General features: G+C 68.2%; 8 protein-coding genes. 4 read left to right on the forward strand and 4 right to left on the reverse strand.

The window, feature by feature from the left end:
• Positions 1 to 729 precede the first annotated feature (729 nt).
• The 3 genes from ACWDD9_RS20085 to ACWDD9_RS20095 are packed head-to-tail and all read left to right on the forward strand — an operon-like array spanning position 730 to position 3624.
• Positions 730 to 1617, forward strand: a complete 888-nt coding sequence (locus ACWDD9_RS20085) for an ABC-three component system protein (RefSeq protein WP_375874398.1) — start codon at positions 730 to 732, stop codon at positions 1615 to 1617.
• Positions 1614 to 1880 carry an ABC-three component system middle component 6 gene (locus ACWDD9_RS20090; protein WP_375874397.1) on the forward strand — a complete coding sequence of 89 codons (267 nt, stop codon included), beginning with the start codon at positions 1614 to 1616 and terminating at the stop codon, positions 1878 to 1880. Before ACWDD9_RS20085 ends, ACWDD9_RS20090 begins: the two co-directional genes overlap by 4 nt.
• Positions 1858 to 3624, forward strand: coding sequence for an ABC-three component system protein (locus ACWDD9_RS20095; RefSeq protein ID WP_375874396.1), 1767 nt, complete (start codon positions 1858 to 1860; stop codon positions 3622 to 3624). The genes ACWDD9_RS20090 and ACWDD9_RS20095 overlap by 23 nt, the downstream gene beginning before the upstream one ends.
• A gap of 1883 nt (positions 3625 to 5507) precedes the next feature.
• Here ACWDD9_RS20095 and ACWDD9_RS20100 read toward each other — a convergent pair.
• A complete protein-coding gene (locus ACWDD9_RS20100; protein WP_375874395.1) occupies positions 5508 to 5924 on the reverse strand; it encodes a hypothetical protein in 417 nt (138 codons plus the stop codon).
• A gap of 1253 nt (positions 5925 to 7177) precedes the next feature.
• Between ACWDD9_RS20100 and ACWDD9_RS20105 the strand changes: the two genes are divergently transcribed.
• The gene (locus tag ACWDD9_RS20105) at positions 7178 to 7405 is read left to right on the forward strand and encodes a hypothetical protein (RefSeq protein WP_449812196.1); all 228 of its coding nucleotides are present in this window, start codon (positions 7178 to 7180) and stop codon (positions 7403 to 7405) included.
• A 182-nt stretch (positions 7406 to 7587) separates the two neighbouring features.
• Here ACWDD9_RS20105 and ACWDD9_RS20110 read toward each other — a convergent pair whose 3' ends face one another.
• The 3 genes from ACWDD9_RS20110 to csb2 are packed head-to-tail and all read right to left on the reverse strand — an operon-like array spanning position 7588 to position 13200.
• Positions 7588 to 8637, reverse strand: coding sequence for a type I-G CRISPR-associated protein, Cas3-extension family (locus ACWDD9_RS20110; RefSeq protein ID WP_375874394.1), 1050 nt, complete (start codon positions 8635 to 8637; stop codon positions 7588 to 7590).
• Between the two features lies 1 nt (position 8638).
• Positions 8639 to 11731, reverse strand: a complete 3093-nt coding sequence (gene cas3g / locus ACWDD9_RS20115) for a type I-G CRISPR-associated helicase/endonuclease Cas3g (RefSeq protein WP_449812197.1) — start codon at positions 11729 to 11731, stop codon at positions 8639 to 8641.
• Positions 11728 to 13200, reverse strand: a complete 1473-nt coding sequence (gene csb2, locus ACWDD9_RS20120) for a type I-G CRISPR-associated protein Csb2 (protein WP_375874392.1) — start codon at positions 13198 to 13200, stop codon at positions 11728 to 11730. The genes cas3g and csb2 overlap by 4 nt, the downstream gene beginning before the upstream one ends.
• Between the last annotated feature and the right edge of the window lie 5 nt (positions 13201 to 13205).

Genomic DNA, 13205 nt, shown 5'->3' on the forward strand with positions numbered 1-13205 from the left:
GGTTTCCCAAGTACCGGCTCTCACAACCGACATCACTGTCGGGACGACAGGATTTGAACCTGCGACCCCTTGACCCCCAGTCGCCCGGCGATGGCCCTCGCTGCACGCCGGACGGTAGACAGCCCGCGCTGTTCGTTCACCGAAGGGCGCCTCAGAGGAGATGGTGAACGACGCGTGGTCCCCAACAAGTCCCCGAATCCCGCCCCCCTTCCAAGCCATCCCGGCTCGTCGAAGCAACTCGTCCGGGCCACAACATGCGACCCTTTGCTGTTGCGCTCGCTGCTGCCCTGCATGGCAGCTGCCACCTGCTCGCGGGCTCGGCGGGTACGCTCGGCCTCGACGTTTCACCCGAGTTCTGTCCAGCGGCCGCCACCCCGCGCCGGGCCGACGGAGCAGGTCCCTCACCAGCCTCCTCTAGCGATTGGCGTCCATGGCGCGGCTGCGAGCGGGGCGCTGCCGCACAGCGGTGCATGCCGGCGTCCGCGTCCCGGACGAGGCTCACTCCTTCATCGATGAGTCTCACCACTCCTGACTTTGGCCGAGTCGACGCCGTCAGCAGCACCCCTATCGGGCAGCACGTCCGCCGAGTCGCTACAAGCTCAGTGATCCATCGTCGTCGGTGGACTACCGACAGCTAGTCGTCAGAGGCTAGGCTTCCCGCCTGTACGTCAGGGGGGTGTCTTGCGGTACGAGCAACGGGCCTACGCGCACGTAAAGTTCCTTGAACTCATGGCAGAGCTGTACGAGAACGATTTCGAGGACTTCTTTCACCGGTTGATGTGCTCACGCTACCCGGACTTTCTCGATGTGCGAACCGCAGGCAGCCTGGGTGACATGTCGGCGGACGGTCTGACTCTCCACTCGAGGCGGCTGTACGCCTGCTACGCACCTCAGACTGTGAAGCCTTACAAGATTCGCGAGAAGTTCGAGGGAGACCTGGCTGGGGCCATAGCCAAGCGCAGCGGGCAGTTCGACACCTTCGTCTTCGTTCACAACGACCGGCGTGGGATACATCCGGAGGTAACCGGTCTCCTCGCAACGGCGGCCGCCGAAACCCCCACCCTGACTTTCGAACAGATGGGCGCTCGGCGACTCTGGCAAGAATGCATGAAGCTCGACCTGATGACCGCTGAAGACGTGTTGCGGTGCGAGATCCCGATCAAGGAAATGACCTTCGGTATCGGGATGGACGACTTGGAGCCGCTTTTGAAGCAGCTCCAGGACCGGCGCAGGGAACCTGACCCGCTCATTTCCCTGCCCGATGTGCCCGTCGAAAAGTTGGATTTCAACTGCATCGACGGTGAGGATCGGGAGGACCTTCTACGCGGCATGCGCCAGAGCTATCTAGTCGACGATTTCTACAATGGCACGTTGCGTGAACTGGAACACGACGAGGTGGCCGAGGGCTTCCGGGTGTACTACCAGCAAATGCGCAGGGACTGGACCGACCCAGAGGACGTTCTGTGGCAACTGCGGATGTACGTTCTTGGCAACGCGCACCCCAGGCCAAAGGTCATGCGTGCGGCGCTGGTGGTCCTCGCCCACTTCTTCGAGCGGTGTGACATCTTCGAGGCGCCACCAGCCGGCTGGCAGCCAGGTTTGGAGCGGTCCGCGTGATCACTCCGACGAAGGGCATTGCCCCGGACCGATGCCTGCTGGCAGTCGGAGCCCAGATCCTCCTTCAGCTGGACGAGCCACGGACCATCAGCCAGGCCTGGTCGCGACTCAAAGGCTGGCGCGCCAATCACGCGCACGTCTCACCGGTATCGTTCGGCTGGTTCGTGCTGGCCCTCGATGTGCTCTACGCCATGGGTGCCGTGGAGCTCGTCCAGGATGTCCTCATTGCTAGGAGTGCGGATGCTGCGCCGTCTGAGCGCTGACGATTCCCGATTCAAGACCGTGACCTTCACACCGGGCTTGAACCTGTTGGTGGCGGACAAAACGGCTTCGTCAGCTGACACGGACAGCCGCAACAGTGCGGGCAAGTCCAGCGTCATCGAGCTCATCCACTTCCTCCTTGGCGCTCGAGCCAGCAACAAGGTGCTGGCTCTGAACAAGGCCCTGCGCGGCATCACCTTCGGCCTCGAGATGGACTGGCCCGAACTGGAGCAGCCGCTGGAAGTGCGCCGGAGCGGAGCCCGGCACAAGGTCATCACCTTGAGCCAGGACGTCGTCGGTCTGCCTGCCGAAGGCCTCTTCCCCCATGAGGGTGCAGTAGAGCTGTCAGTGGAACAATGGACTGGCGCGATCGAACGAGATCTCTTCGGCCTCCGCGGGGACCATCCCGGCGTCAGCGGGCGCACCCTGCTGTCCTTCCTGGCCCGCCGCGCTTCGTCGCACGCCTTCAACGAGCCCACCCGCACGTTCTCCCAACAGTCCGCGTCTGAGGCGTCAACCAACCTCGCCTACCTGCTGGGATTGGACTGGCAGCTCGTCGATGGCTATCGGGAGCTCGCTGCCCGCAAAGCCACCCGGAGCCAGCTCCAGAAGGCCGTCAACGACCCCGTATGGGGACGCATCGTCGGATCCACCGCAGATCTTCGCGGGCAGATCACGCTGGCTGAGGCGCAAGTGGAACGGTTGCGCAACCAGGTCGCCGCTTTCCAGGTTGTTCCCGAATACGAACGACTCAAAGACCGCGCAGACCAGGTCAGCCGCCGGATCAAGCAGCTGACCCAGGAAGACGTGATCGACCAGCACAACCTGGAGGAACTTCAGGCTGCAGTCACCGAGACGACGGATGTCGACGTTGACTATCTGGAGCCGGCCTACAACGAGCTCGGTGTCATCCTCAACGACCAGGTGCGACGTCGGTTCGAGGATGTCAAAGCCTTCCACCACTCCATCGTCCGCAACCGTCGGCGCTTCCTCGAAGATGAGGTCAACGAGCTCACCGAACGTCTCAACGCTCGGCGGGCTGAGCGCGCGCGTCTGGGCGACGACCAGGCTCGCCTCCTCCGCGAACTGGCCGACGGTGGGGCGCTGGGAGCCCTGACAGCCCTGCAGACCGCCCTGGGACGGGAGGAGGCAGCGCTCGGCGCTCTTCGCCACCGCTTCGAGGCAGCCCAGACCCTGGAGGCAAGCGCCCGGCAGATCACGGCCAAAAGCGTGGAGCTGCAACAGGCAGTCGATACCGACCTGCAGGAGCGCCAGGAGCAGACCAACGAAGCGATTCTCCTCTTCTCTCGGTACGCACAACGCCTTTACGGAGAAGGCCGCGAAGCGTACCTCGCCATACAGGCAGGGCGTAGTAGCCTCACCATCACCCCCCGCATCGACAGTGACGACAGTCGCGGCATCGCCAGCATGGTCATCTTCTGTTTCGACCTCACCCTGGCCGTGCTGGCCCACCGCTACGGCCGCGGGCCCGACTTCCTCATCCACGACAGCCACCTCTATGACGGCGTAGACGAGCGCCAGATCGCAAGAGCACTGACCCTCGCCGCCGAGGTAGCCGAGGAGGAGCGAATGCAGTACATCGTCACCATCAATACCGACAACCTCAGCGTCGCTGCTCGACGCGGATTCGATCCAGAGCCATACATCCGCAGCCCCCGACTCACCGACGAACACGAAACCGGCGGCCTCTTCGGCTTCCGGTTCAAGACCGCGACCAAGCCATAGGAGTGCCGCAGCTCTTCAGGTCATTGAGGTTCGGAAGCCAGCCAGACGTGCGGACGGTGCCGCACGGGGACGGTGTCGAGCGTCGCCCCAACAGAAAGGCGGACTCGCCGGTGCGAGGGGGAGCCCTGCGATGGTGCCCCATCGGGATGGCGGGGAGCAGCAGGCGGTCAAGAGGCCTGTCCAGCGGCGCCGGAACCGTGCTGCGATAGTGCCGCACCAAGATGGTGCAGAGCGGCAGGTTGCTGGTGACGACGGTGGGCCAGCCGGTGTCGCTGCGATGGCGTCTCACGGGGTCGATGCGGAGTGACGGTTGAGGTGAGGAGACACCCGAATGGCACGGCCCGGATTGCGGTGGTACCGCGCCCAGGACGGCGCGGAGGGATAGTTGTCGTTCCCAGCGGCACGAACGTGCCGGCCTGACTGCGATGGTGCCGCACCGGGGTGATGCGGAGCCACTACGAGGTCGCGCACTGCTTGTCGCCGAGCACCGCAGTGCGATGGTGCCGCACCGGGAGGGTACGGAGAGGCTGTCCAGTGGCTACACCTAACGGATCTAGGTGACGAGCTGCGATGGTGTCGCACCAGCAAGGTGCGGAGGGACATTGCCGTCCTGGCGGTTCGCTGCTTCCAGCACTGGATGCTGCGATGGTGCCGCATCGGGATGGTGCGGAGGAACGCCGGGATGCTCGCCGTCACCCCGCTAATGCTGTCGCTGCGATGATGCCGCACCGAGGTGGTGCGGAGGGACCAGCCCAGGCCAGGTTGAACAGTTCCTCGACCGTGTGCTGCGATGGTGCCGCACCGGGACGACGTGGAGTGACGAACTCCGGAGCGTCGCCGGTCGGTCGAGCCAGGCGCTGCGATGGTGCCGCGCCAGGGACGGTGCGGACAGAGCACTGATCGGGTCGACGCAGAAGATGGGCACCGGAACGCTGTCATGGTGCCGCACCGGGAAGGTGCGGAGTTTAGCGGTCATCCTGCAGGTGCTCCCGCTCAGCAATGGCGCGCTGCGATGGTGCCGCACCGGCGAGGTGCGAGGAGCCTGGACATGGCCTACGCAGCCGTGCACCACGACTAGCCTGCGATGCTGCCGCACCGGGGATGCGGAGTGACGGTCGGCCGGAGGTTCGACGAACAGCGAGCTTTCGAAGCTGCGATGGTGCCGCACCAGGGTGGTGCGGAGCGACACGCGACCGACGCGCCAAGCTTCCGGGTCGCCTTCGCGCTGCGATGGAGCCGCACCAAGGTGGTGCGGAGCGACCGGGTCGTCGCCGGACGCCGGACGCTGATTTACAAGCTGCGATGGTGCCGCACTGGGATAGTGCGGAGAGCAACACCCGTACCCCCAGTCAATACCTGGTTGGGCGCATGGCACTGCGATGGTGCCGCACCAGGGCAGTGCAGAACGGCTTCCCCCAGGAGCACGTGTACCTGATCCCGCGCGACGAGCTGCGATGGTGCCTCACCGGGACGATGCGGAGCGACCATAGTCCTGGAGGGATACGGCCCGACCCTGCGTGCGCCTGCAATGGGGCCTCACCGAGATGGTGCGGAGGGAGAGGGACTTCCGCGCGGTGAGGTAGTCCCCGAACCGGGTGCTGCGATGGTGCCGCACCGACAAGGTACGGAGGAATCGGCCAGGAAGAACTGATCGTCACCGGGCTAGGCAAACTGGGATAGTGCCGCACCATGATGGTGCGGCGAGACTCGGTGAGCTTCTCGGCGTTGAGGCCGGCATCCTTGCTGCGAGAGTGCCGCACCTCGGTGTCGCAGAGCCGCAGGTAATCATGCTGTTCGGTACCAAGCCCCGGGTGTGGCCGCGATAGAGTCGCGTCGACGTGGTGCCGAGACGCCATCAGGTCCACCGATCCTGAGATCGGACGTCACCGCGACTGCAATGCTGCTGCACCAGGATGGTGCGGAGCGACCGGCGAGTGGGTATTCCTGGACCTGCCCTTGCCGATTCTGCGATGCTGCCGCACCCGGATGGTGTGCAGCGGCTCGACAGTCGACACCATCGGCTGTGCCTGGAAGTTGCTGCGATGGTGCCGCACCGGAAGTTGTGCAGAGCGACGCGGTGGTGGTTCCGTTGACCACGCCGGCCCACGCGATGCTGCGGTGGTACCGCACGGCGATGGTGCGGAGCGTTGCAACGTCTCGACCGTCTCGGACGCCAGGCCCTCGTAGCTGTGATAGTGCCGCACCGCGATGGTGCGGAAGAGCATCCAGCCCTCGGTGCCTTCGTCGGCCATGGTGATGCTGCGATGGTGTCGCAGCCGGTTGGTGCGGAGAAACCACAAGACCGACTCCGGTAGGCACCGGGAAGTAGAGCTGCGATGGAGCTGCACCAGCGAGGCGCAGAGGGACGCCGAGGGGTCGGCGGTGCCGGCGGTTGACGTGCCAGCTGAGATTCAGCCTCCCCCGGGATGGTGCGGAGCAACGGGGCCCCAGCCATCCTGGGACTTGGCGAGATAATCGCCGCTGCGATGGTGCCTCACCAGCAAGATGTGGAGGGACGTGCCAGCGTCCAAGCCCATGAGCGCATGGTCCGCGCTGCGATAGTGTCGCACCGAGACGGGTGCGGAGCAACTGTGAGCGAGATCGCTCACGTCCTCCACGTCCACAAGCTGCGATGGCGCCGCACCAGAAGGACACGGCGGGACGGCGTACAGGACGCGGCTACGTAGGGAGCTATGGCGCTGCGATGGTGCCACACCTGGCGGTTGCAGAGTAATCCCAACCCTTCGGTGGACAGCGGGGCAGCCAGAACTAATGGGCTGCAACGGTGCCGCAGCGGGATGGTGCGGAGCAACGGCGTCGCCAACCACTGGTCGGCGTGGGCGATCGAGGACCTGCAATGGTGCCGCACCCAGATGGTGCGGAGCGACGAGGGCGGCCGACTACCTAGAGGATTATCCGGCCTGGCTGCGATGGTGCCGCACCGGGATGGTGCGGAGGCGCGCGGCGTGGCGCCCGGCCATGGTCCAAGCGGTGGAGCTGCGATGGAGTCGCACCGTGTGGCGCTCGCCGTTCTCCAGGCGCTCGGTCGGGCTGCGATGGTGCCGCACCGGCGGGGTGCGGAGGAGCGAGCGCGTAGGAGTTGCGCATTCGGGTGCCGTCGAAGCTGCGATGGTGCCGCACCGGTGAGGTGCGGAGGAACGTCTATCAGCAGGTAGTAACAGGAGTCGGAGCTGTTGCTGCGATGGGGCGGTACCGAGACGGTGCGGAGGGCCCGTGGCACAGGAGCCGAAGTACTACATGACCGTCGAGCTGTGATGGTGCCTCACCGGGATGGTGACGAAGGGCGGCGATCACCCTAGTTGACGTGGACGAGTGCGCCATACTGCGATGGTGTCGCACCAGGACGTGGGCAGTGGCATCCGTCTGACGGTGGACGAGGTGGGCGACGATCCAGCGCCGTGATGATGCCGCACCATGGAGGCATGGAGCACAAGCACCGAGACGACGGCCACCGGCGCCAACATCCAGCTGCGATGCTGCCGCACCCGTGAGCCCGTGAGGTGCGGAGGAACTCGTCGTCTTCCACGACCTGGTGCTGCTGGTCGAGGTGCTGCGATGGCGCCGCACCACGGTGGTGCGGAGAAACAGCGGAAGCGGATCCCACGCGCGCAGCTCACTGCGGCTGCGATGGAGCCGCACTGAAGTGGTGCGGAGAAACGTGCTCGGCGAGGGCGTCCTTGAACGCCTCGACGGAGCTGCGATGGAGCCGCACCGAAGTGGTGCGGAGAAACGCTATCTGACCTGCTGGTTTATTCGGTGAATGGTCTGTGTGCCGAATGGCGGCGGTGATTTTTCGGGCTATCTAGAACATTTTGCTTCGGTGTGGGCCGGGGGTGCGTGGCGTCCTTGTGGTTCCGAAGTTGGGGCGGTCTGTGACCTCGGTGGGGTTGGCGTTGTGGAGTTGTCAAGGTTCGGGTACTTGCGGGTGATCAACGGTGGGGTTCAGGGCCAGAGGGGGCGGCCCGCGCCGAGGGGGCTGGCGTACTTCGAGGTGCCTGTTCGGGGGGCGGCGTAGAGGGCGGTGACGCCGAGGTCGGTCAGCATTCTGCCATTGCGGGGTGTGGCGGGTTCGGGGGCTCGGACGGCGGGGTGTTCGAGCAGGACGGTGACGGCGGTGGTGGTCAGGGGTGGTGTCCATGCTGGCCAGCGCAGCGCGCCGCCCTCGGCGATGTCCCAGCTGGTGGCGGCTTCGGTTCGGCCGATGGCGGTGAGGCGGAAGGCGCCGAGGGCGTGGAGGGCGAGCCAGGTGGGGCCGGGGGCGCCGCGCTGGTAGGCCTCGCCCTCGGGGTTGGTGTGGGCGTCGCCGAGGGCGCGGTGGTCCAGGTTGGCCGGTGCGTATTCGGGGATACGGCGCCAGCCGGTCAGGGCGGACCGGATCTGCAAGGGATCCTGGTGGCATCCTTCGACGGCTTTCTGCATCACGATGGCCAGGGTCATGCGTCCGCTGGTGGCGATCAGCGGGGTGGTGCGGGTGCGGCGTACCACCGTGTTCCCGGAGCCCCCAGTTTTGCTGTCGGGCGTGAACTCCTGGAAGCACATGCTGTTGGTGAGCGCGGCGAGCCAGCGGGCGAGGTGGTTGCCGTCTTCTCTTTCGGCTCGGGCGAGTTGGCGCAGGAGGTCGTGGTTGGCGTCGAGAAGCATCCGTAGGGCGTCGTTGCGGGCGGTGGGGTCGTCGTCCCGGGGGATGGTCAGCAGGCCTGGGGCGTGCGGGAGCGGGTCGACAGCGGCTGCCGGGTTCTCGGGTTCCTCCCCGTTGACCTTCTTCTTGCTCCGTTGGGCGGGCTTGGGCGGGAGATGGCTGGTGAGAAGCTCGGTGAGGGTGTCGAGGGTGAGGGGATGGGCGGTGCTGAGGACGGCTGCTCCGGCCGGGCCCTTCCAGTGGAGGCGGGGCTTTGCGGGCAGGACGGCGGTGGTGAGTTCGAGGACGCCCAGGGCGGCGAGGAAGCCGAGCGGGTCGTCGGAGCGGAGCGCGGGGAGTTCGAGCTGGTGCACGTCAGTTGCCTTCTTCGGAGCAGGCGATGTCGGCGAGGCGCAGGACCGTCTCGAGGAGGGCCAGGCCCCAGAAGCCGTAACGCCGGTTCAGCGCGTCGAAGCGGTCCGGGCCGTTCCAGTCGGTGCCGATCACGATGCTGGAGACGGTGACGGTGGTGTCGTCGGGCATGGTGCACTCGACGAGGACCGGCTCGGGGTCGGCGAACGCGGGCAGCATCGGGCGGGCGTAGCCGTGGTGGGCGGCGACAAGGTGGGTGACGAGGTCGTGGTCGAGGCCTCGGGCGACTGTGGGGTTGGTGGCGAGCCAGGTGTGGACGGCGGCGGCGCTGAGGGCTTCGTGGCGCAGGTCCTTGGGCCAGTTGGCCAGGCGGGCGGCGCGTCGGCGGGCGGTGCGGTCGGTGGGATCCATGCCGGACTTGGCGAGGGGTTCGGGCAGGGATTCGGCGAGCAAGCGGTCACCGGAGCAGAGCATGCACTGGAACCGCGGGTGGTCCTTGCCGCAGTCGTGGGCCTGGGCCGCCAGCACGATGGCGTCGACCAGGTCGTCGGGCAGTCCGACGGCGCGGGCGAAGTCGCGGGCGCGTTCGCCGACGGTCTGGTGGTGGTGCTTGAGGGTGACGGGGCGGGTGAGGCTGCTGCTGTCCGGGTCCTCGTCGTCGACGGTGATCCGGTAGTGGCCGGCGTCGGTGATCCGGGGCGGGACGAGGGTGATCCGGCCCGGACCACCGTGATCGATCAGCACCACCCCGACGGCAGCCGCTCGTCCGGTGCGCCACTCGGCGACCTGCAGCAGGGGCTCCAGACGCCGGCGCAGTACCGGGGTGTGTCGGGCGGGGCCGTCTGCCGGGCTGTCGGTGGGCAGGGCGGCGAGCAGCCGGGTGATCGCGGCGTGGACCGCGTCGGTCGTGCTCAAGGCGTCCGGGTCGTCGGGGTCTGCGGTGAGGTCGGTGTGGGCCTGCTTGATGATCGGGGTGAACTGTTCGGGGTCGCTGCCGGTGGTGCTGGCCAGGACGGCCGGGTCGAGGCGTAGCGGGGTGCGGGTGTTGTCGGTGGGGTGGTCGCCGAGGTCGGGGACGGGGGTGTCGGGGCCTGCGGTCCAGCCGTAGGCGTCGTGGCCGCCAGCGGTGGTGGGCAGGACGAGGGTGGCGCCGGGCTTCAGGTCTTGGATGAGGCGCGGGGTAGTCCAGGTGCCGTCGGTCTCGCGTTGGAGGACCGTGGTGCGAAGGCGGGTGGGTGGGTTGCGGGGTTCGGGTGTGGTGTCGGCGTCGGGGCCTTCGAGGTCACTGGTGTCGGGGGTCGCGCGGGGTTGAGTGAGGAAGCGGCGCACCGCAGCGAGGGGCAGGGCGAGGGTTTCGCCAGGGTGGACGGGGGTGGTGCGGATGTGTTCGGCCAGGGTCTCGGGGTCGGTGGTGTCGGTGGGCAGGTCGGCGCGCCACAGGAGTTGGACTTCGGGCTGGCCGGTGTCGAGGCCGTGAAGGAAGGGGGCGGGGGATTCGTCGGGGACGGGGATGGGGCTGGTGCGGGCGAAGGCGCCCAGGCGCGTCTGCTCGACCGGGGGGATGTGTTCGCCGGCGCGGGTGAGCGGTGTGGTGTCGGTGCCGTCGAGAAGTTGGGGCAGGGTAACGGGGTTGAGGACCAGGCCGTCCAGGAGATGGGGGGTCAGCTCGGCAGGGTCCTGGGTGTCGTGGGTGGGGGTGTGCTGGGTGAGCCACTGCCAGGTGTGGGCGGCGGCCGGGCCGTAGACGGGGATGCGGTCGGGGTCCTCGGGTTTGTGGGCGCGGACGAGGATCGCGGGCACGGGTCCGAGTTCGCCGCGGCGGTCGAGGCGCCCGAGGCGCTGGAGGATGGAGGCCCAGTCGCCGCATTCGCTGACCATCGCCCCGAAGGTGCAGTCGATCCCCACTTCGAGGGTCTGGGTGCTGACCACGACGAGGGGGCGTTCACGGTCCCGGCTGACACCGTCGAGGAGTTCGGCCAGCGGGCCGGTGACAAGCAGGTCGCGCTCCGCGGGCCGGCAGCGGCCGGTCAGCAGCAGCACGTCCACGTCGGTGCGCCGGGCCAGCGCTTCGTGGGCGGCGCGGGCGTGGCTGATGGTGTTGGCGATCAACGCGACCGCGGGCAGCCCCAGGACAGGCAGAACGGCGTCCAGCGCGGTCTCGGCCGCGAGGGCGAACGCCTCTGCGGGCTTCTTCGACCAGCCGCCGGCGTCCAGCAGCGTCACGTGGCGCTCGGCCGCGATCCGCCGCCCGGCGATCGGATGGGCGCAGTCGTCTTCACCGATGCCCAGGCGGGGCCGGCCGCCGGTGGCGCTGGTCGCCGACAGGCTCACCACCCGAAGCGCCCGCGCCGCCAACTCCCCTCGCACCGCCGTCTGCTGGTAGAGCGCGGTGTCGGCGGCGGTCGCCAGCAGAGCCTTCGACAGATGGGCCTCATCCAGAGCGAGGAGAGCGTCGTGCCCTGTCAGGGCGGCGTCGATCGGGGCGCGCTGCGGGGAGGTGTGGTAGCCGCGGAACAGCAGGCGGCTGCCGTACTGGTCCACGGTCGACGTCACCACCAGCGGCTGGGCCGGGCTGCGCACCCAGTTCGACTCCCAGCGGGTGCCGCCACGCATCCGCACCACCTCCAGCGGCAACTCGCCGCCGCCGAGGTCACGCAGCGCGGCGGCGACCTTCGCCCGCACCGAACCGGCCGGCGCCTCGGCGAGCGCCGCGGCCAGCTCCGTGGAGTGCTGGTGGGCCTGGTCGACCACCAAGCGCCGGTCAACGCAGAAAAACAGCCGCAGCGGCACCGTCCGGTACTCGCGGCCCAGTTCCTGGTGCCGGTGGTGAGAGTGCTGCTGGGCGAGGAGGAAGAGCCAGATGTCGATGAACGTCGTCTTGCCCAGCGCGGTGGGAACATCGAGGTCGGGCCAGTCGGCCCCCTCGGCCACGGCGTTCAGGTAGGCGCTCTGCCACGGGAACGGCGCCCAGCCCTCGCACCCGGCGCACACCGCGGTCTCGGCCCCGCCGGGGCAGTGGGTGTGGTGGTGGAGCTCCCGGAAGAAGGCAGGGAACTCGGCCGTCTCGATCACCGGCAGCCGCTCGGTGCCCGTCACTGGTCGTCCTCCTGAAAGTCGGGCTCCGGGCGGCACAGGCCCAGGCCGAAGTTCTTCTTGCTGCCCAGCACCACCGGCCCCGTCACCGGGACCGGGAAGGTCAGGCGCACATGGCAGCTCGGCAGCGGCCTCTCCCCGTCCTTGCGGCGCACCGGGAACCCGTCCACGCCCCGGGCCCCGGGCACAAGCGCGCCGCGCGGGCTCACCTGCACCTGCGTAGGTTCAGGGAGACCGGCCGCGGCGCAGCTGGCCGCGACCGAGTCCGCCCACGCGGCTTCCTCGTACTTCTTGGGGAAGCGGTCGAGGACCATCGGCAGCACCGTGGTCCACGCCGTCGATGGCCCCTGCCACGTCCCCGGCTGGACAGTCTGCGGCCACTGGTCGTGGTCGGCGGGACTGACCCGTACCAGGTCCAGCGGTTCCCCGTCCGCGAACGGGATCCACCGCAAGCCCCCGTCATTTCGAAGGAGGGCCGCGAGCAGGGCCTTGCGGTCCTGCCTGGGCATCTCGCGGGGCAGGGCGATGCCGAGTCCGCGCAGCATCCCGTCGGCGTGGTGGTGGCCGGCGAACGGCAGCGCGAGGTAGGCGACCGGCCTTGGGTCGTCCGGGCTGTTCTTGTGGCCGTGGACCGTGGTCATCGCCTCGACGTCGTGGCCCATCGCCTCCAGGGTGCCCATCACCATGCTCCGCAGCCGGCTGGTCAGCTCCAGCGTCCACCGCGGGTCCAGCGTCACGCCTGGGGCGAACGAGAACGTCAGCAGATCACCGAACGGACCCTCCGCCACTGCCGGTTCGTCCCGGTCGGTGTGGTCGGGGTCGAGGTAGTGGTGGGTGACCGCCTGGCTCCAGGACGGCCGCTGCTCCTCGAACGCCTCCTCCAGCCACGCCAGATAGCCGCGGTAGGGGATCCGGATCGGCCGCGATTCCTTCGGGTACTCCCCGCTGGCGGCAGGCCTCCAGCTCTGCCGCCACCCGTCCTTGTCACCGGGTTCGTCGGGGCCGCACCAGGCATCCAGCAGCCCGGCCCCGGTCGATCGCCCGAAGTACGGCACCCGGCGGGCCAGTTCCTTCAGCACCGGGGCGAGCTCCTCACCCGGCTCCCCAGCCCAGCTGAACACCATCCGCGTACCGGACAGCGTCTTCTGCGCCCACGCTCGCGGCACACCGCCGGCGGTGCGTCCCGGCAGCAGGCCGTGGGTCACCTTTCCCGGGTCCACGATGTTGGTCACCACCCACGCCGCGCGCGGGTGCTCCGCCTCCAAGGGCCTGGCCGGCACCGTGACCACGGGCGGATCCTGGGCCTCCAGCCAGGTCAGCGCCATCCGGTGCGCGGCATCGTCGAGGTCGGCGTGCGCGACCAGTGCGCAGAACAGGCGGGCCGGGTGGGGCGGCCACTCGGCCTGCTCGCCGTCCATGGCGGTCGCCTGGTAGAGCGGCTCCAGCAGCTCCACCGAGATGTGGAAGGGCATGACGT

This window comes from Kitasatospora sp. NPDC001119, from assembly GCF_053598475.1.